The sequence below is a fragment of the Chryseobacterium angstadtii genome (genome assembly GCF_001045465.1).
In the GTDB taxonomy this organism is placed as follows: Bacteria; Bacteroidota; Bacteroidia; order Flavobacteriales; family Weeksellaceae; genus Chryseobacterium; species Chryseobacterium angstadtii.
The window spans coordinates 1,054,870-1,075,044 of sequence record NZ_LFND01000003.1; the positions used below are offsets into that span (position 1 = coordinate 1,054,870).

At 36.4% G+C, this 20,175-nt stretch carries 20 protein-coding genes; 14 read left to right on the forward strand and 6 right to left on the reverse strand.

Going from position 1 to position 20,175, the window contains the following annotated elements; all coding sequences use genetic code 11:
* Positions 1–17 precede the first annotated feature (17 nt).
* The 3 genes from kdsB to ACM46_RS12600 all read left to right on the forward strand — a co-directional run bounded on the left by kdsB (position 18) and on the right by ACM46_RS12600 (position 2,175).
* Complete coding sequence (gene kdsB, locus ACM46_RS12590) at positions 18–740, forward strand: 3-deoxy-manno-octulosonate cytidylyltransferase (RefSeq protein WP_048506969.1); 723 nt, start codon at positions 18–20, stop codon at positions 738–740.
* A gap of 121 nt (positions 741–861) precedes the next feature.
* A complete protein-coding gene (locus ACM46_RS12595) occupies positions 862–1,524 on the forward strand; it encodes a histidine kinase (protein WP_048506970.1) in 663 nt (220 codons plus the stop codon).
* A gap of 75 nt (positions 1,525–1,599) precedes the next feature.
* Entirely contained in the window at positions 1,600–2,175 is a 576-nt protein-coding gene (locus ACM46_RS12600) for a glutathione peroxidase (RefSeq protein ID WP_048506971.1), read from the forward strand.
* 137 nt (positions 2,176–2,312) lie between these two features.
* On the opposite strand, the gene ACM46_RS12605 is transcribed toward ACM46_RS12600, so the two are convergent.
* The gene (locus ACM46_RS12605) at positions 2,313–2,972 is read right to left on the reverse strand and encodes an NAD(P)H-binding protein (RefSeq protein WP_048506972.1); all 660 of its coding nucleotides are present in this window, start codon (positions 2,970–2,972) and stop codon (positions 2,313–2,315) included.
* A gap of 111 nt (positions 2,973–3,083) precedes the next feature.
* On the opposite strand from ACM46_RS12605, the gene ACM46_RS12610 reads away from it, so the two are divergent.
* The 3 genes from ACM46_RS12610 to ACM46_RS12620 all read left to right on the forward strand — a co-directional run bounded on the left by ACM46_RS12610 (position 3,084) and on the right by ACM46_RS12620 (position 4,927).
* Positions 3,084–3,437, forward strand: coding sequence for an MmcQ/YjbR family DNA-binding protein (locus ACM46_RS12610; RefSeq protein ID WP_048506973.1), 354 nt, complete (start codon positions 3,084–3,086; stop codon positions 3,435–3,437).
* Positions 3,438–3,799: 362 nt separating this feature from the next.
* Positions 3,800–4,003: a bacteriocin-like protein gene (locus ACM46_RS12615; RefSeq protein WP_048506974.1), complete on the forward strand. Its 204-nt coding sequence runs from the start codon at positions 3,800–3,802 to the stop codon at positions 4,001–4,003.
* Positions 4,004–4,075: 72 nt separating this feature from the next.
* Entirely contained in the window at positions 4,076–4,927 is an 852-nt protein-coding gene (locus ACM46_RS12620) for a GLPGLI family protein (RefSeq protein WP_048506975.1), read from the forward strand.
* 2 nt (positions 4,928–4,929) lie between these two features.
* Here ACM46_RS12620 and ACM46_RS12625 read toward each other — a convergent pair whose 3' ends face one another.
* Entirely contained in the window at positions 4,930–5,850 is a 921-nt protein-coding gene (locus ACM46_RS12625) for a bifunctional riboflavin kinase/FAD synthetase (RefSeq protein WP_048506976.1), read from the reverse strand.
* A 204-nt stretch (positions 5,851–6,054) separates the two neighbouring features.
* Between ACM46_RS12625 and atpD the strand changes: the two genes are divergently transcribed.
* From atpD to ACM46_RS12640, 3 genes are all read left to right on the forward strand, one after another.
* The gene (gene atpD, locus ACM46_RS12630) at positions 6,055–7,563 is read left to right on the forward strand and encodes a F0F1 ATP synthase subunit beta (protein ID WP_048506977.1); all 1,509 of its coding nucleotides are present in this window, start codon (positions 6,055–6,057) and stop codon (positions 7,561–7,563) included.
* 83 nt (positions 7,564–7,646) lie between these two features.
* Positions 7,647–7,928: a FoF1 ATP synthase subunit delta/epsilon gene (locus ACM46_RS12635; protein ID WP_048506978.1), complete on the forward strand. Its 282-nt coding sequence runs from the start codon at positions 7,647–7,649 to the stop codon at positions 7,926–7,928.
* Between the two features lie 77 nt (positions 7,929–8,005).
* Positions 8,006–8,827 carry a hypothetical protein gene (locus tag ACM46_RS12640; RefSeq protein WP_048506979.1) on the forward strand — a complete coding sequence of 274 codons (822 nt, stop codon included), beginning with the start codon at positions 8,006–8,008 and terminating at the stop codon, positions 8,825–8,827.
* 154 nt (positions 8,828–8,981) lie between these two features.
* Here the strand turns inward: ACM46_RS12640 and ACM46_RS12645 are convergent, their stop codons facing one another.
* A complete protein-coding gene (locus tag ACM46_RS12645; RefSeq protein WP_048506980.1) occupies positions 8,982–11,171 on the reverse strand; it encodes a B12-binding domain-containing radical SAM protein in 2,190 nt (729 codons plus the stop codon).
* Between the two features lie 459 nt (positions 11,172–11,630).
* On the opposite strand from ACM46_RS12645, the gene ACM46_RS12650 reads away from it, so the two are divergent.
* The 5 genes from ACM46_RS12650 to ACM46_RS12670 all read left to right on the forward strand — a co-directional run bounded on the left by ACM46_RS12650 (position 11,631) and on the right by ACM46_RS12670 (position 16,701).
* The gene (locus tag ACM46_RS12650) at positions 11,631–14,129 is read left to right on the forward strand and encodes a hypothetical protein (protein ID WP_048506981.1); all 2,499 of its coding nucleotides are present in this window, start codon (positions 11,631–11,633) and stop codon (positions 14,127–14,129) included.
* A gap of 16 nt (positions 14,130–14,145) precedes the next feature.
* Complete coding sequence (locus tag ACM46_RS12655; protein ID WP_048506982.1) at positions 14,146–14,679, forward strand: hypothetical protein; 534 nt, start codon at positions 14,146–14,148, stop codon at positions 14,677–14,679.
* Positions 14,680–14,831: 152 nt separating this feature from the next.
* The gene (locus ACM46_RS12660; protein ID WP_048506983.1) at positions 14,832–15,416 is read left to right on the forward strand and encodes a Crp/Fnr family transcriptional regulator; all 585 of its coding nucleotides are present in this window, start codon (positions 14,832–14,834) and stop codon (positions 15,414–15,416) included.
* A 134-nt stretch (positions 15,417–15,550) separates the two neighbouring features.
* Complete coding sequence (locus tag ACM46_RS12665) at positions 15,551–16,201, forward strand: NADPH-dependent F420 reductase (protein WP_048506984.1); 651 nt, start codon at positions 15,551–15,553, stop codon at positions 16,199–16,201.
* A 2-nt stretch (positions 16,202–16,203) separates the two neighbouring features.
* Complete coding sequence (locus tag ACM46_RS12670; RefSeq protein WP_048506985.1) at positions 16,204–16,701, forward strand: YybH family protein; 498 nt, start codon at positions 16,204–16,206, stop codon at positions 16,699–16,701.
* A 20-nt stretch (positions 16,702–16,721) separates the two neighbouring features.
* Here ACM46_RS12670 and ACM46_RS12675 read toward each other — a convergent pair whose 3' ends face one another.
* The 3 genes from ACM46_RS12675 to ACM46_RS12685 form a co-directional block, all read right to left on the reverse strand.
* Positions 16,722–17,624, reverse strand: a complete 903-nt coding sequence (locus ACM46_RS12675; RefSeq protein WP_083997399.1) for a DMT family transporter — start codon at positions 17,622–17,624, stop codon at positions 16,722–16,724.
* A gap of 79 nt (positions 17,625–17,703) precedes the next feature.
* Positions 17,704–18,975, reverse strand: a complete 1,272-nt coding sequence (locus ACM46_RS12680; protein ID WP_173426487.1) for an aminotransferase class I/II-fold pyridoxal phosphate-dependent enzyme — start codon at positions 18,973–18,975, stop codon at positions 17,704–17,706.
* A 77-nt stretch (positions 18,976–19,052) separates the two neighbouring features.
* Entirely contained in the window at positions 19,053–20,090 is a 1,038-nt protein-coding gene (locus ACM46_RS12685) for a PLP-dependent cysteine synthase family protein (RefSeq protein ID WP_048506988.1), read from the reverse strand.
* Positions 20,091–20,175: the final 85 nt, after the last annotated feature.

The window sequence follows — 20,175 nt, forward strand, 5'->3', positions numbered from 1 at the left end:
TATAACTTTAATCATACATGAAAATCATAGCTGTCATTCCTGCACGTTACGAAGCAAGCCGTTTTCCGGCAAAACTGATGCAGATGCTGGGTGATAAAACAGTCATCACCACTACCTATCAGAATGTTTCACAAACAGGATTGTTTGATGAAGTTTTTGTGGCAACGGATTCTGAAATTATTTTTGGTGAAATTGTGAAAAATGGCGGAAAAGCAGTCATGACGGGACAGCATGAAACCGGAAGCGACCGTATTGCTGAAGCCGTACAGAACATAGATTGTGATATCGTGATCAATGTACAGGGTGATGAACCTTTCCTGAAACTGGAGCCTTTAAAGCAATTGATTAATGTCTTTAAAGAAGATGATAATCAGGAAATTTCCCTGGCCTCATTAAAAATTAAGCTGACTGAAAAAGAGGAAATTGAAAACCCGAATAACGTGAAAGTAATCACAGATAACAACGGATTTGCCCTTTATTTCAGCCGTTCCGTAGTTCCTTTTCACAGAGAAGTTTCTTATGATATCAGTTATTTTAAACATATTGGAGTGTATGCTTTTAGAAAACATGCCTTACTTCAGTTCTCCAAACTGGAAATGAAGCCGCTTGAAATATCAGAAAAAATAGAGTGCATCCGCTATCTTGAATACGGAATGAAAATCAAATTAGTAGAAACCAATTTCATCGGGGTAGGAATTGATACTCCGGAGGATCTGGAAAAAGCGAGGAAACTAATTTAATAGCAAAGAAAGCTGAGAAAGTGAAATTTTGAATCAGCTTATCAGTCTTCCCGGCTTTCTTTGCTGTTTTCTCTTTGCTTTTCTCCCAATTCCTCTTATATTTGAATTATAAATAAGATTAATGAAGAAATTACTTTTAGTATTCGTGCTGATATCCTCTCAGTTATCTTTTGCACAGACGGCAAAGGAAATTATAGATAAAAACATAGAACTGTCCGGAGGATTAACGAATTGGAAGCTTTTAAATTCAGTGTTGCTGCAGGGAAAAGTGATCTTGGGAATCAAAGATGAGTATCCTATAAAAATTTATCAGCAACGTCCCAATCTTACAAAAACAGTGATCAGCATTAGTGGTAAAGAAACTGCTATTGAAGGCTATGACGGGAATAAAGGATATGCTATGAATTACGCAGCCAACAAACTTCAGGAATACCCTGAATATGTACCGGAAAGTTTTGATAACGATTTTATAGACTGGGAAAATAAAGGCTTTGATGCCAAATATCTTGGAAAAGAAAAAGTAGGAGAGATCTATTGTCATAAAGTGGAACTGACGAAAAATGTCAATAAAAACATCTATTATTTTGATGTAAAAAGCTATATGCTTTTGAAAGAAATTAAAAAAGACGAAACCCTGATCTATTCGGATTATAAAAAAGTAGGAAACCTTGTGATGTCCTTCAGAATTGAGTCTTCAAGCACCAAAAAAGACGGTGATTATACAATGATTCTGAACAGAGTGGAGATCAACAAAGTATTTCCGGCCAATATTTTTAAGTTTTAATCTGATTTAATGAAGTTTTGATGTTTCATTAAAAGACCAATAATTACGGCAAAACTGCCAACTAAATTGTAAAAAATGAAAAATATTTTCTTATGGCTGCTTTCATGTGCAGCATTTTTACAGAGCTGTATCAATCAGAAAAGTGAAATTTCTCAAGCTAAAACCAAAGAACTTATGGGAAAAACAATATATGACTTCAAAGTTGAAAGTCTTGACGGTAGCGAGATCAACTTTGCCGATTTTAAAGGAAAGAAAATTCTTATCGTCAACACAGCATCAGAATGTGGATTTACACCGCAATATGCTGATCTGGAGAAGGTATATGAAGAATATAAAGATAAATTGGTGATCGTAGGATTTCCGGCCAATAATTTTGGAGGTCAGGAGCCAGGAACCAATACAGAAATTGGAGCGTTCTGTCAAAAAAATTATGGAGTTACATTCCCTCTGGCCGCAAAAGTTTCTGTAAAAGGGGATGATACCGCACCTATTTTCAAGTATTTAACAGAGAAAGATCTAAACGGAGTAAAGAATACAACCATCCTTTGGAACTTCACAAAGTTTTTGATTGATGAAAACGGAAAATTGGTAGATACCTTCATCAGCACGACAAAACCTACTGACGAGGCTATTACAAAGTATCTGAAGTAAGTTAAAAACTATACAAACGAACGCTTCGACTTCATTCAATGTGACAATATCAAACAATACGTCTTGTATTATCTGTGTCACGCTGAGCGGAGTCGAAGCGTTTATTTATAGTATTCTGTTATATGAAGCCAAGCGAATTAACTCTCAAACTTCTTATCCGCAAAACAAAAAATATTTCCCAGCTTAATACTGGAATAACCATTGCTCTTTATTTTGGAAGAATTGATCATTGCTTTGGCCAGAATATCCGTAGGTAAAGGTTTCTGGCTTTCCAAAAGTCCCAGTTTATTGGCAAATTTTATAATTCTGCTGCCCAAAACTTCTCCTGTTCTTCCGGAATCTTTTCTTTCAAGTATTCCGGGTTTAAAAATCGTAATTTTGGTGAAATGCAGCTGTTTTACGGCTTCTTCCAGTTCTCCTTTCATTTTGGAATAGAAAATCTTGGATGCCGGATTGGCTCCGTAGGCGGAAACCAGAATATAATCTTCCACATCATTTTCCCGGGCAGCTTTGGCGAATTCATACTGGTAACCGAAGTCTACTTTCTTTTGAGCTTCCTTGCTTCCGGCATCTTTCAGTGTGGTTCCTAAGCAGGAAAACACAACGTCGCCTTTTACCTTATCCTTCCATTCCTCTGGATTTTCAAAGTTAACAACGTGTATTTTCAGCTTTTCGTTCTGAATTTCTACCGGTTTTCGTACAAAAATATCAATCTCTTCAAACTCTTTGTCATTGAGAAGTTGTTTTACCAGATCTTTTCCTGTGGCGCCCGTAGCACCTATTACCAAAGCTTTCATAATAATTGTAATTTTTAGAGACCGTATTTTCTCTCTTAAATTTACTAAATTTGAAATTAATATCAATGATCATTAATTACTTATTACCAGTTACTCATTACTCATAAAAATATGGATGCCAACGAAATTCTAGATTACTGTCTTGCCAAAAAAGGAGTTACGGAAACCTTTCCTTTTGATAATGAAACACTTGTCATGAAAGTGGGAACGAAAATGTTTTTATTAATGCCTTTAGAAAAGCAGCCATTAAGTATCAATGTAAAAACCGATCCGGAATGGAGCGCAGAACTCCGCGAGCAGCATCCCCAGATTACTGGCGCCTTTCATATGAACAAAACCCACTGGAATTCAGTACTGACAGACGGATTGAAAAAAGATCTTATTTTTAAAATGATTGACCAGTCTTATGAATTGGTTTTTAATTCATTAACTAAAAAGGCGAGAGAAGAAATTATAAATTCTTAGAATCGTAAATTTTGGCTCAATTCCTTATTTCATACATAGAAAAAAATTCTACGTATGGTTTTCGGTAGATGAAAAATAGTTTTAAAAGATGTAATTTTTTCAGGAGAACCTATTTCATTATTTTAAATTAAAATTTGAATAACTGCCACTATTTAAAATTAAAATATAATTACATATTTATCGAATGAATTAATTATATTTTAAAATACTGAAAATTAATAATTTACAAGAATAAATTTTTCAAACAATTGTGATCATTAAAATTTGTTTAGTGTTTTTTTATTTTTTTCTTTGGACTGTTGAAACCCAATGTACAGAAAGTTTAAACACAAATTAATTTTAACATTTAAAAATTTATTACAATGAAAAATTTAAAAAAATTATCCAGAAAGGAACTTAAAATAGTAAAAGCTGGACAAGTTTGGTTTGCTGATACTTCTTGTGGTGTACAAGCTACTACAACTCAAGATTGGACTCCACAACAAGCAAGCGAATGGCGAGATAAAATTGAAGCAAATTACTGTCCGAAACCCACCCATAGTGGCTCTAGTAATGGTGTAGTATAAATTAATCTCAATTTGAAACTTATAGTGGAAATTACTACAGCAGTATAAGTGCAATTTTATAATGAACCTGTTATGCGTTATCATAAAAAAATATTTCAACTATTAATCCTGCTTTATAGTATTATATTTTATGCTCAATCATACAACAAAGAGACCTTACGCGGCGAGTTTACCTATCTGCTAAAAGCTAAATTTGATCAACGGAATGATTACAGACATGAAGAACTTTTATCATTACGGATAGCTGATGATCGGGCATTTTTTGCAAGTACTCTATCATTGAAAGGAGATTCGGTAACGGCGAGCTCGGGAACAACGACAAAAAATCCAGATGGAAGTATAACTCTTGGTTGGAAAAAAGGAGTTGTGATTCCAAAAACCAATTTAAACTTTACCATTATACAATCGAATGAAGGTATACAGTACTTTGAATCCGCTTTCATGACATTACTTACTTACAAAGCGCCGGTCATTAAGAACTGGAAACTTGTGGATGAGACAAGGATAATCAATACAATCAATTGTAAAAAAGCAGAGGTGAACTTTAAAGGAAGAAACTGGATTGCCTGGTACTCTCCCGAAATTCCTTTTCCTTATGGTCCGATGAAATTCAGTGGACTGCCTGGCTTGATCATTAAAATAACGGATGAGAAAGGAGATTATGATTTTGAACTGGTAAAATCTGTGCCTAATTCTCAACTGAAAGGTAAATTAATTAACATTAAGGAAAGCAGATATACCGGAGCTATAGAAACAACGCAACCAAAATTAAAGCAAGCATTGAGAGATGTTCAAGCCAATGCCGCTGCAGTACTTGCAAGCTACGGAACAACCATTATAAAAGGACAGGAAATGTTAAGACAAAGAGAAAAAGAAAGAGAGGAAAACCTGAAATATGGAAATCCGCTGGAATTAAGTAATTAAATTTAAAAATTAAACTCCCGCGTCAGCCTTTTATCCTCATCCAATCTTTCAATCAGTTTTTCAAGACCTTCAAATTTAATTTCTTCATGGAGAAAATCTCTGAATTTTACTGTGATTTCTTCACCATAAATATCTCCTTCAAAATCAAGGATATAAACTTCAACGGTTAATTTTTCGCCATTTACAGTAGGATTGGTGCCAATGCTGAGCATTCCTTTGTATTGCTGGCCTTTCACTTCTGTTTCTACAATATAAGCTCCTTTTTTAGGAAGAAGTTTAATAGATTCCGTATCAATATTGGCAGTAGGATAGCCAATGGTTCTTCCTATTTTTTTCCCATGAACAACCGTTCCGGAAACAGAGTAGGAGTATCCGAGCATTTCGTTGGCCTCTTTAATATTTCCTGTAAGAAGCGCATTACGTACTTTGGTTGAGCTGATATTATTTTCGTGGATATTAATGGCTTCCATTTGCTCTACAACGAAATCAAGTTCCTGGGAGAGTGTTTGAAGAAGCTCAAAATTTCCACTTTTATTTTTTCCAAACGAATGATCGTAACCTATAATAAGGTATTTAACATTCAGTTTATCAATCAATATCTGGCGTACAAATTCTTCTCCTGTGAGATTTCTGAATTCTTCATCAAATTCTTTTAGAAATAAATGATCAATGCTGTATTTTTCAATTAATTCTTTCTTTTCATCCACCGTATTCAGAAGTTTGAGATCTTCATTCGGGTTAAAAACAAATCGGGGATGCGGCCAAAAAGTAAGTATGGCAGTTTCCAGATTATTTTCTGTACCCACCTTTATCAGTTCGTCGATAATACTTTTATGTCCAAGATGTACTCCGTCAAACATTCCTAAAGACAGTGCTAAAGGCTTTTGAGAGGAATAATCTTTAAAATTTTTGAAAACTTTCAAAACGGAAAAATTTTGACTGCAAATATAAAGATAATGTACCAATGTACCAATTTACCAATGAAGCAATATTTTCAGTAAACAACATTGTTATACTGGTAAACTGTTAGATTGGGAAATTATATAAAAAGCATGATAAAAATCTTTTTTTTACCAATTGCGGGTTTATCAAGAATCATTATATTTGCACCAAGAAAAAATTTAGCAATGGCAAACCAAATTAAAGGTAAAATTTCTCAAATTATTGGTCCGGTAATCGACGTGGTATTTACAGATGTGGAAGCAGTTCCAAGTATTTATGATGCGTTAGAAATTACAAAAGAAAACGGTGAAAAAGTAATCTTAGAAGTAGAACAGCATATTGGAGAAGATACAGTAAGATGTATCGCAATGGACGCTACAGATGGTCTTAAAAGAGGTCAGGAAGTAATCGGCTATGGAGATCCTATTACAATGCCAATCGGTGAAGCTGTAAACGGAAGACTATTCAACGTTGTTGGTGATGCTATCGACGGACTTCAAAATATATCTAAGGAAGGTGGTCTTCCAATTCACAGACCAGCTCCGAAATTTGATCAACTTTCAACTTCTGCAGAAGTTTTATTTACAGGTATTAAAGTAATCGACCTAGTTGAGCCTTATGCAAAAGGAGGTAAAATTGGATTGTTCGGTGGTGCCGGTGTAGGTAAAACAGTATTGATTCAGGAGTTGATTAACAATATTGCAAAAGGACACGGAGGTCTTTCAGTTTTTGCCGGAGTAGGTGAAAGAACGAGAGAAGGAAATGACCTTTTGAGAGAGATGCTTGAATCAGGAATTATCAAGTATGGTGATGATTTCATGCACTCTATGGAAAACGGAGGTTGGGATCTTTCTAAAGTAGACCTAGAAGCTATGAAAGATTCTAAAGCTGCATTCGTTTTCGGACAGATGAACGAGCCGCCAGGTGCAAGAGCTAGAGTAGCCCTTTCTGGTCTTACATTAGCTGAGTACTACAGAGATGGTGGTGAAAGCGGACAAGGTAGAGACGTACTTTTCTTCGTAGACAACATCTTCCGTTTTACACAGGCTGGTTCTGAGGTATCTGCACTTCTTGGTCGTATGCCTTCTGCGGTAGGTTACCAACCAACTCTTGCTTCTGAGATGGGAGCGATGCAGGAAAGAATTACTTCAACTAAAAACGGTTCAATTACTTCAGTACAGGCAGTTTACGTACCTGCGGATGACTTAACTGACCCGGCTCCTGCAACTACGTTTGCTCACTTGGATGCAACTACAGTACTAGACAGAAAAATTGCTTCATTAGGTATTTACCCGGCTGTAGATCCATTGGCTTCTACATCAAGAATCCTTGCTCCGGAAATTATCGGTGACGAGCATTATGACTGCGCTCAGAGAGTAAAAGAAATTCTTCAGAGATACAAAGCGCTTCAGGATATCATTGCAATCCTTGGTATGGAAGAACTTTCTGAAGAAGATAAATCAGTAGTTTACCGTGCTAGAAAAGTTCAGAGATTCTTATCTCAGCCTTTCCACGTAGCAGAACAGTTTACAGGTATTCCGGGATCATTGGTAGATATCAAAGATACCATCAAAGGATTTAACATGATCATGGATGGTGAACTGGATCACCTACCGGAAGCTGCTTTCAACTTGAAAGGAACTATCGAGGAAGCTATCGAAGCAGGACAAAAAATGTTAGCTGAAAACGCTTAACTAGATAAATAGAATAAAGAAAAAAGAGTAAAGACACTGTCTCTTTCTTTTTTCTTTTCTCTTTTCTCTTTAATCTAAGAAATATGAATATAAAAATTTTAACACCAGAATACGTAGTTTTTGAAGGAGAAGTAGAATCAGTATTATTGCCTGGAAAAAATGGTGAATTTCACATCATGAACAACCACGCAGGAATTGTTTCTTCTTTGATCGGAGGCAAAGTAAAGCTTTTTACAGGTTCAGTTGAAGAAGCTTATGCTAAAAATCTAACTAAGGAAAACGATAAAGACTCTGTTTTTTCTTATTCTATCAAAAGCGGTGTTGTAGAATTTAATCATAATAAAGGTATCATCCTTTGTGAATAATTAAATGAAAGCTAAATATATTTTCAAGAAAGTGTAACTTTGGTTACACTTTTTTTATTGTGTAAAAGTCTGATTTTATGAAGAAAAGTACAATCATATTCTTTACCGTTCTGAGTGTTTTATTCAGTGCTCAGAATTTTAAAACCAAAAGAGGAATCATAAGTCTGGATGGAGTTCATGTAGCTAAAATCTCAAATAAATCCAATATTTATACTTTCATGGACCTGAAGGAAACCCCGATGTATACTATAGAATTTATTGATAAAAGCATCGTGGATTCAGTAAGAGACAGCTATATAAAACTAAACAGGGTTTACAACAGAGATAAAACAATAGAACTGGATTATATTTCTCCTTCTGCATTTTCCGGCGAAGAAAGATCGGCTGTTTATACCTCAATAAAAGGCTTGAAAATTATTGATAATAAAGGAATTAATATTAAGACTCTGGACGAAATTTTTAAAGAGGTTCCCAAAAGAAAACTGGATTCCAAGACAAAAGATGCCTACACCACCCGAAGTAAAATAGATAAACTGAATATTGAAGTCAATAAAGTAGGAGAGATTCTGTCCAACGGGGTTCCTGTAGGGTATTTTACCAATCTCCCGGTAAGCTTTGGCTCGGAAGACACTATTACCGATAAGTCATTTGTAGATATTGAGATCTATGATGCTAAAAGTAAATTAATTGGAAGGTATATTACCACGACCAAACAGCTGAAAACAGCAGGAGGAAAGACCTTTACTCTTTACAGGGAAATGTCGGGAAGAGCATCTATCCTAAAATATCCGACTTATAAGGCCATTGCAGAGCGCATGGCAATTATGGATCCAAGCTTTATTAAAGTACAGGAAAAAGTAATTGTAGGTCCGGTAGAGAAAGATAATACGGTAAAATAAAAATTGAAATAACTATCCCCAATCTTGAGGAAATAAAAATCTTCAGATTTTATCTTAATTATTCTTACCTCCTTCAATGATCTTAATGGTTTAAACCTGATAATTTATAAAAAATCCCGGAAATTGAATTTCCCGGGATTTTTTTGTGATTAAATCAGAGACTCAAAATGACTCCATTTTCTTTAAGTTGTTGTATTGGTTTTGAAAACCAGAACAGTTCAAAATCTTCAAAATTTTCCTCAAACTGATCTTTAAGTTGTTGAACTGTAATTCTTTTCGGATTTTCTATGGAATGTTCTTCCAATATTTTGATTAACCATTCTGCTAGAGCTTGTTCGAGATCAATCTTGATAATGTTTGTTTTTAAGTGGAATGTAAGTAAGGTATACGTCCCAGAGTATTTCTTTTTATTTTTTACGCGATTCTCAGCGATTACGTTTTTGGTTAAAAAGACCACTTTTGAATTCCCTTTAAAACTAAACTGGGCTTCATCCAAAAGGCAATCATGAATGTGGTCCGGATGAATTGTTGTTCTCGGAATTTTAAAATCAAACCATTCCTGAAGTGGAAACTCAAAATTAATTCCATGCATATAATTGAAAAGAGATTTTTTCAAACCGAAACTGAACTTACTGTGGTCGATTCCTGTTTTGTCTTTAAAATCAATATCATTATTGGCAAAGAGAATTTCTTCCTTCACCGGAGTTACTCCAAATTCTTCAGGGCGTATTCCTACAGGTGAGTGAGCCGTCATCGCAAACTGGTGCCAGAATCCGCTCTGTAAAATTCCCATTTCGAACATCTGTCTCACCATTTCCAAAGAATCTACCGTTTCCTGAACCGTCTGAGTCGGGTAGCCATACATAAGATAGGCATGAACCATAATCCCGGCTTCGGTGAAATTCCTTGTAACTCTCGCAACCTGCTCCACGGAAACCCCTTTATCAATCAGTTTCAACAATCGGTCACTGGCGACTTCAAGTCCTCCGGAAACCGCGACACACCCTGATAATTTCAGCAGATAACATAAATCCTGGGTAAAACTTTTTTCGAACCGGATATTGGTCCACCAGGTAACGACCAGGTTTCGTCTTAAAATCTCCAGTGCCACTTCACGCATTAAGGCAGGAGGGGCAGCTTCATCTACAAAATGGAATCCGGTTTCTCCGGTTGTTCTGATGAGTTCTTCCATTCTGTCCACCAGAATTTTCGCGGAAATAGGTTCGTAAATTTTTATATAATCTAAAGAAATATCACAGAAAGTACATTTTCCCCAATAACAACCGTGAGCCATAGTCAGTTTATTCCACCTTCCGTCACTCCACAAACTATGCATCGGGTTGGCAATCTCAATGACTGAAATATATTGATCCAGGTGCAGATCGGTATAATCCGGAGTTCCGATGTCTGACTGCTTATAATCGTGCCTTTTAGAACTGTTTTTATAGGTAACCTTTTGGTTTTCAATTACAAAAGTTCTTTTATACTCCTTATTTTCCTCTTCAGAATTTAAGTTGCTGCAAAGAAGCTCAAGAGGAAGCTCTCCATCATCAAGCGTAATAAAATCGAAAAACTCGAAGACTCTCGGATCCTTTACTTCTCTTAATTCCGTATTAGGAAATCCTCCGCCCATCGCTGTTTTGATATGGGGATAATTTTCTTTTATAAACTGGACACACCTGAATCCTGCATACAGGTTTCCGGGAAAAGGAATCGAAAAACAAACCAGTTTGGGTTGGACTAATTCTAATTTTTCCTGTAGAATTTTCAGTGTAAATTCATCAATAAATGTCTTATTTTCAGAAAGCTTGGCATATAATTCATCAAATGAATTTGCACTTTTCCCTAAACGTTCCGCATATCTGCTGAATCCGAAATCAGGATCTATATTTTCAATGATATAATCCGAAATATCCTCCAGATAAAGTGTGGCAAGATGTTTTGCTTTGTCCTGAAGTCCCATATTTCCAAATGCGAAATCCATATCGTCCAATTGGTTGAAACGGGAAGCTTCCGGAAGAAAATTCATACTGCATATCTGTCTTGCAAGTGTTGGTGTTTTTCCTTGCAGAAAAGGGATAACCTGATCTATTGTTTTTAAATATTCTTCGCGCAGCGCATAGATTCTCTGTGAATTTTCAGACACTTCCTGAAGATGGATAGGCATGTTGAAAATTTTCTCGATTCCGTTTTTTGAAAATAATTCCAGAATGACATCCAGTCCCAGATCAATCTGATAACTGGAAATATTTTTTGTATTCAGAAAGCCTTTAATATAAGCAGTTGCCGGATAAGGAGTATTAAGCTGGGTAAAAGGCGGAGTGATAAGAAGCAGGTCTTTCAACAGGAGATTTTTGCAAAGTTATTTTAAAAAAGTATAGCGCTGTACTGCTATTTTTAATAGATGGACCAAAGTTAGATATTTTCTTACCCATTTCCAAAAAAGTTTTTCATTGAAAATGGAGTAGAATATATAGTTAAACTGCAAATAAAGAGTTATTTGATCGAGCCTCTATATTTAACAATATTGATTATTTAATTACTTGAAATTAAATATTTTATTATTGTCATAAATAACATTTTTATCTCTAAAGTGTGATTCTTATTAACAATAAGTTAGCACCTGTATTTATAATTTTAAGAATGAATTATTGCATTTTTGGGACCGAATTTTAACTGTAATAATCATATCAATTTTCTTGAATGATGCAGTTAAATATGCGGAAATACTAAATTAAGATTTTACAGATAATTCTTAATGCAGTGTTTTCAAAAATAAAAAACACACATGTAGGCTTAACTTATGAAAAAAAAAATTATTACCTTTTTTATTGTATTCTGGCTTGGCGGATTGAATGGAGTTTATGGGCAGGATATCGATGGAGATCTGGTACAGGACCAATGCGATTTTGATAATGACAATGATGGTATTTTAGATATAATTGAAAATAGTTGTACCTTATCTGGACAAACTATCCGTATCGGATATATACCGGATTCAAGGGATTTGGATACACAACCAGGTTTTCACGGCTATACTTTTGATGGAATGTATATGAGCGGTTCATCTGCTTTAAAACTTACTAATCCTGCTAATTTCGGACCTTCCGGAACTGTAAAAGCAACCATTGTGCTGGTACCTATTAATGCTAATCCTATTACTAAGGCAAGCATTACAGGCTTGAACCTCAATGCCATTTTTTTAGGAGGAATTGATAATAGTTCAACCTCTTATTTGTCTAATAGCGAATTTGTTGCTATTAAAGATTGGTCAGACGACTCTCCTAAGAATTTTGTTGTGGCTACACAATTTCAGACACCCGCTTGGGGAGCATCTATCAAAAAAGGAAATGTGAATCCTGATACTCCGGTAGGTCTGGCAGTAGGTAATAAAATTTTTAACGGGCCATTTGGGAGTATAAGATCATTTAATCAAGGAGGAGGATTCCAAGCTTATTTTGGTTCTTCTTTTAATCCTTGCTTTGCAGCTTTTTCAGCTGTTGACGCCAGACATAGAAATGTAATGCACATTGATAATGTCTATAATGATTTATTGGTAGCGGATGTAGATACATTTACCACATTGGGTGGAGTTACACCGGGAGGCGCAATAACCTCCAATAACGACCGGCTTTTTGCCAATATCTTTGCCTTTGTTGCCAACCAGTCAGCGTGTGCTGGTAATGATTTGGATGGCGATGGAATTCCAAATTATCTGGATAATGATTCAGACGCAGACGGTTGTTTTGATGCTATTGAAGGAGATGAAAAAGTTTCATTATCTCAGGTAGATGCAAACGGTAAAATACTGGGCAAAGTAGATAGTCACGGAATTCCTATATTGGTTAATTCAGGTGGGGCTGCAGATATAGGAGGAGACCAGGGGCAGGGAGTTGGTTTTTCAGCTGATAGCAGTGTGTCATCCTGTTTAGATAAAGACGAAGATGCAGTTCAGGACAACTGTGATCTGGATAATGATAATGATGGTATTCTGGACATCGTAGAGAACAGTTGTGCTTTATCCGGACAAACTATCCGTGTAGGTTATATACAGGATTCGAGAGATTTGGATACCCAAACAGGTTTTCACGGGTATACTTTTGATGGAATGTACATGAGTGGATCATCTGCCTTAAAACTTACGAATCCTGCTAATTTTGGTCCTTCCGGAACAGTAAAAGCAGATATTGTATTAGTCCCGATTACGGATAATCCTATTACCAAAGCAAGCATAACCAGTCTGAATTTAAATGCTGTTTTTTTAGGTGGAATTGATAACGGCTCATCTTCTTATTTATCGGATAGTGAATTACTGGCGATTAAAGACTGGTCAAATGATTCACTTAAAAACTTTGTAATTTCCACTCAGTTTCAGACAAAGGCCTGGGGAGCTGATATTATTTCAGGAAATGTAAATCCCGATTTTCCGGTAGGTATTGCTGGCAGTACCAAAATTTTTAGTGGTCCTTTCGGGAGTATCAATTCTTTTAATCAGGGTGGAAGCTTTCAGGCTTATTTTTCCTCTGGTACGACTTCCTGCTTCGCTAATACCATAGCCGTAGATCGTAATAATAGACCTGTTATCTATTTTGATGCGGTTTATAATGACTTATTGGTAGCAGATGTAGATATCTTCACCGTTGTAGGAGGAATCACACCGGGAAGTGCAATTACCTCTAACAGTGACCGGCTTTTTGCTAATATATGGGCGTTTGTTGCGAGCCAGTCGGCATGTGCCGGGAATGACTTGGATGGTGATGGAATTCCTAATTATCTGGATCTTGATTCCGACGGAGACGGTTGTTTTGATGCCATTGAAGGCGATGAAAATGTTTCTCCTGAACAAATAGATCTTACCGGAACAATACTTGGAAATGTTGATGTTAAAGGAGTTCCGGTTCTGGTTGATAACGGAGGTCCCGCAGATATGGGAGGAGATGAAGGACAAGGAGTTGGTGATGCTGCCGACAGCACGATTAAAAACTGTTATTGTTACAAACCCTCTATTACCGATGGGAATGTGCTGAATACCAACTTTGGTATTACTGCTTTAAACAGAGCAGGCGCTGGAGAAGAGACTGGAAATTGGCCAATGTTAAGAAAAGGAGGCTGGATAGCGCTGGAAGCTTTAACAAAAAGTTTTGTTCCTAACAGGCTTTCTTCAGCTGAGATTTCAGCCATTCCTGCAGCCAATCTGGTAGAAGGAATGATGGTGTACAATACAACGTTAAACTGCCTGCAAATTAACATAGACGGTACTGCTTCCGGCTGGAAATGCTTTAATACCCAAACCTGTCCATAAATTTAATTTTTATCAAATGAAGAAAATAATCACATTATATCTTTTAACAATTTCTTTTTTTCTTTCGGCACAAATTGCAATCGGAAAACAAACAGTAGCATCTCCATCCGCCTCCATCGATTTTGGAGCTGAAGACAGAGGAATTATTCTCCCCTGGATAAGCTCAGTATCTGCATTAGCATCAGCTGTAAACGGTTCTATTGTCTTTGATCTTACGGATCATAAGGTTAAAGTAAAATATAATGCAGGATGGAAAGACCTTACAGTAGGCACTACAGGAACAACGGTAGACCCTATGACGGGTCTGGATGGAGTCACGGTTCAATATAACGAACCTGAAGCTTCAACCGGAAGAACATCAATTGGGAATCATACGAATACGCCCGGTATATTGGTACTTGAAGATACAGATAAGGCAATGGTACTTCCAAAAGTTGCTCATCCTCATTTAAATATCATCAATCCGTCAGCAGGAATGATTGTTTACGATACGGCCTCAAAGCTATTAGCTGTTTTTAATGGCAAATTATGGAGCTTTTGGAAGCCTTAATATTTTGTGTAAATTTAAAATAGGGATAAGTTTTAATTTCAGTTTTTTTTGATATATTGTCATAGAGATTGATTTCGAATATCTTTTGGAAATCAATTAACAGGGTTATATTGCGATCACCTTATGATCAGTATAAAAACACATTTATAATAATGTCAAAAGAAACAGCTTCTCTTATCAATTATTTTAAAAGCTATATTCCGCTTTCGAAGGAGGAAACAGAAGTATTAAAAGCCAGAATAACTGAAAGAAGAATCAAGAGAAAACAATTTATTTTACAGGAAAACGAGATATGTCTGTATTATACATTTATTGTTTCCGGATGTTTTAAAATGTATAGTGTAGACAAAGACGGTATTGAGCATAATCTCCAGTTTGCGTCAGAAAATGACTGGATTGTAGATATTGACAGCTTTCATAATAAAAAGCCCAGCAAACTGTATATCGTAGCCCTGGAAAATTCTATTGTGCTCCAGATTGAGAAGACAGATCTTTGGTACCTTTATACTTATTATCCAAAGTTTGACCGTAACTTCAGAGTCATTATTGAACAGAAATTTATTGAACTTCAGAACCGCATGCTTCAGAATATCAGTGCTACCGGCGATGAGAAGTACGAGTTTTTCCTTAAACAGTATCCTCAGCTGGCCAATCGCCTTTCCAATACTCAAATTGCTTCCTATTTGGGGATTACCCCTCAGTTTCTCAGTAAAATCCGGGCAAAAAGAATAAAATAATAATTTGTTTTATGAAACTATGTTAAGAATTTAGCTTAACAAATGTCAAGATGTTTTCTTAAACTTGTTTGTCGATTTTTTGGGTCTGTCCATACTAATTTTGGTGTATACAAAAACATTAAAATTTAAAGAAAATGGAAACACAGAAAAAAGTAGCAGTTATCGGATTAGGAAATATTGGTAAAGCAGTAGCCGGTAATTTAGTAAGCAACAAACACCAGGTAATTGTAGCAACAAGAAATGCTGAAGAAGCCAATGATTTTGCTGCACAGTCAGGAGGATTTGCTCAAAGTGCAAGCATTGAAGAGGCAATCAATACTGCAGATATTATTATCCCGGCCATATGGTTTGGTTCTTTTAAAGATTTCTTCAATGACAACGGGAATAGCTTACGCAACAAGATCATTGTTGATGTATCTAATCCTATTGCTCCGGATGGAAATGGTGGATTAAAAAAAGTGATTGGTGAAAGAGAATCTGCGGGAGAATTGAACAAAGCCATTTTGCCTGAAGGATCTAAGCTGGTAAAGGCATTCGGTACGCTTAGTGCGGGAACCCTGGCCTCATCTTCCAATCACCAACCTGAAAAAGACGTTCTGTTTTATGCTTCCGATGATGAAGGAATTGATCATGATATTGAAGATGTGATCAGGAATTCAGGTTTTGATCCTCTAAAAGTGGGGGGAATAGATCAGTCGATCCGAATTGAAGTTTTCGGAGATCTTCATGAATTCGGTAAGCTTGGAAAAGCAGTGAGCCTTGAAGAAGCTAAATCAAAACTGTAATAATGAAAAACTTATTGATAGCAGCCCAGATTATTCTTCTATTATCAGCCTGCACCGGAAAAAAAGAAAATAACAATCCTTCAACTACAACAACAGAAAAGAATACAACAATGGAAACCAATATAAAAAAGAATATAGAGGAAACTCTTTACGCCTATGGAAACGCACTGAATGCTTCATCTACTGAACAGGTACTGCCGTTATATACCCAAAACGGAATTTTTATGCCTCAGGGAGCACCCAGTGCGGAAGGACAGGAACAGCTGAAAGGAGCTTATGACTTTGTTTTTAAGACATTACAGCTCAATGTGAAATTTACCATTGAAGAGGTTACGGTGATTAATGATAACTATGCAATTGCCCGTACCATGTCTAAGGGAACCCAACTAATTCATGCAGACAAAAAAACAACGCCGGAAGAAAACCGCGAACTGTTTGTCATGCAGAAAGAAGACGGAAAATGGAAGATTGCCCGTTATATGTTTAATAAAATGAAATAAAGAAAAATGCCTGACCAACGTCAGGCATTTTTTAATGTTTTATACTGGTCACGTTTTGATTTTCTATGATCTGCAATCACGTTAAGAGTCACTCCTGAAAGAATCAGAGTAATACCAATAAGCAGATTGGTGGTGAACTTTTCATGAAATATAAGAACGCTTACCATGACGGCAACTACAGGTTCCAATGCTCCCAAAATAGCCGTAGGAGTAGATCCGATATATTTTATGGCGTACACAAGGCAAAGGCTGGAAATAACTGTGGTGAGAAATGCAAAAATAATGAAGTTCACGAAGACCGATACGGAAGGTATGGCAAAAGACTCACTTTCCATAGAAGCTTTAAGCATAAAAAATGCAGACGTAAAAATCATGGAGTAGAAGGAAAGCTTAAATCCGGATACTTTCAGATCCGATTTATTGACTATCACCATATAGAGTGCATAAAATAATGAACTCAGCATAACAATTCCGAGGCCTGCAAAATTGATCTCCATACTTTCTCCTTTTAAACATAGAACAATAACGCCTGCAAAAGCCAGAAACAGAGACATGACAGAGAGTTTTGTTAATCTTTCCTTATAAAAAAAGAACATGATTAATGCCACTATTACAGGATAAATAAAGAGAACGGTAGAGGCGATTCCCGGTGTCAGGAAATCATACCCGATGAATAAAAATTCCGAAGAAAGAGCATAGCAGATTCCTAAAACACTAAGAATCAAAGCTTCCTTCTTATTGATTCTGAAACCCTCTTTGGAATACAGAAGATATCCGCCCACCATTAAGGCCGAAAATAAAAATCTGTAGAACAAAGTGATATCCATTGAAAAATGAGCCTGCTTCAACGGCAGGATAAAGATGGGAATAAGTCCGTAAGATACGGATGACAATATTCCTAACAGATAACCTTTGAACTTCATTTTTATTTGTACATTTTATAGGATAGACAATCAATAAAAAACCACTGAAATAATTCAGTGGTTTTTCTATTTTTTCAAATTAGATCGGCTTAAAACTTAAACCCTGCTCCTGCAGCAGTTTCTGTTCCTGCTCTTTATAGTAACCACTTACTAATTTATCATGAATGGCTTCAAACGCTGCCAGTGTTTCATTAATTTCTGCATCCGTGTGAGATGCGGTAGGAATAAGTCTTAAAAGAATCATTCCCTTCGGAATTACCGGATATACTACGACAGAAGTGAATATTCTGTAATTTTCTCTTAAATCTTTTACAAGAAGAGTAGCCTCTACAGGAGTTCCCTGCATCATAACCGGAGTTACACAGGTATTGCTGTCCCCGATATTAAAGCCTCTTTCTTTAAGACCGTTCTGAAGCTTGTAGGTATTTTCCCAAAGTTTAGCTTTAATTTCAGGTCTTGTTCTCAACAGCTCCAGTCTTTTTAATCCTCCGATAACCATTGGCATCGTAAGAGACTTAGCAAAAATCTGAGATCTAAGGTTGAATTTCAGATATCTGATGATTTCTTTATCTCCCGCAAGGAAAGCTCCGAAACCAGCCATAGATTTAGCGAAAGTAGAGAAGTACACATCAATCTGATCCTGACATCCCTGCTCTTCACCAGCTCCGGCTCCTGTTTCTCCAAGAGTACCGAATCCGTGGGCATCATCTACTAAAAGTCTGAAGTTATATTTTGATTTAAGATCACAGATCTCTTTAAGTTTTCCCTGCTGGCCTCTCATTCCGAAAACTCCCTCAGTAATCACAAGGATACCGCCTCCGTTTTCTTCTGCTACCTTAGTCGCTCTCTGAAGGTTTTTTTCAAGGCTTTCAATATCATTGTGTCTGTAAGTAAATCTTTTTCCGGAGTGAAGCCTCACACCGTCTACGATGCACGCATGAGAATCTACATCATATACGATAACGTCATTTCTGCTTACCAAAGCATCAATGGTAGAAACCATTCCCTGGTAACCGAAGTTTAATAAATACGCTGATTCTTTTTGTACAAAATCTGCCAGTTCTTTTTCCAGCTGAAGGTGCTGATCCGTTTCACCGGACATAGCTCTTGCGCCCATAGGGTAGAACATTCCATATTCTGCAGCAGCTTTGGCATCTGCTTCTATAACCTCCGGGTGGTTGCATAATCCTAAATAGTCATTAGCACTCCAGAAAATTACTTCTCTTCCCTGAAACTGCATTCTGGGACCGATAGGCCCTTCCAGTCTTGGGAAAATAAAATAGCCTTCTCCGTAATCTGCAAACTGTCCAAGAGGTCCTGGATTTTCTTTTATTCTTTCAAAAATATCCAACATTTTGTATAAGTAAATTTAAAAAGCCTTTCCTGTAAAACACAAAAGGCCTGATTTGTATCGTGGGTTATTGATTTCTATTTAATGAATTCCGTTTTGAAAACTTCATCGTAATTGTGTACACAGTTATTGACAAAGCCTTGTTCAGCCATCCATTTATCGCTGTATACTTTAGTGATATATCTTGATCCGTGATCAGGGAATATAAGCACTATGATATCATCTTTGGTAAGTTCATGAGACTGGGAATACTGAATAAGTGCCTGGGTAACGGCTCCTGTAGTATACCCTCCCATAATAGCTTCTTTAAGGGCTATTTCACGGGTTCTGTAGGCAGACATCTCGTCGTTTACTCTTACAAATTCATCTACTTTGTCAAAAAGAAGAGCAGCAGGAATTAAATTTTTTCCCATTCCTTCAATCTGATAAGGATGAACATCTTCTTTGTGAATCTCACCGGTTTCGTGGTAGCTCTTCAGGATAGATCCGTCGGCATCCACACCAATGATTTTAATATTGGGATTCTTCTCTTTTAAAAATTTTCCCGAACCAGACAATGTTCCACCCGTTCCAGTGCAGGCAAAAAGGTGCGTTACCTTACCTTCTGTCTGTTCCCAAATTTCAGGACCTGTAGTCTGATAATGTGCGTCAATATTCAACTCGTTGAAATACTGATTGATATAAACTGAATTTGGTGTTTCTGAAGCTATTCTTTTAGCTACTTCATAATAAGATCGGGGATCATGTGCTGCAACATTGGCGGGACAAATGTATACAGTTGCGCCTAATGCTTTTAAATAAGCAATTTTCTCAGGCTTTGTTTTGTCGCTTACCGCAAGAATACATTTATATCCTTTAATAATACAGACCATTGCAATAGAAAAACCGGTATTTCCGGAGGTAGTTTCTACAACTACAGAATCTTCCTTTAATAAACCTTTTTGTTCAGCGTTTTCTATAATATGAAGTGCTATTCTATCTTTTGTGGAATGTCCAGGATTATATGATTCTAACTTGGCATAAACGGTTGCAGGAATATCTTTTGTAACAGTATTAAGCTTCACCATAGGAGTATTTCCTATTAGGCCAAGAATATTATCGTAAACATTACTCATTATTTGTTATTTTCAATAAAAATCTGACCGCAAAAATACAAAAAAATAAATAATTACTAAACTTTTGTTTGACTTCAAGCCAGCG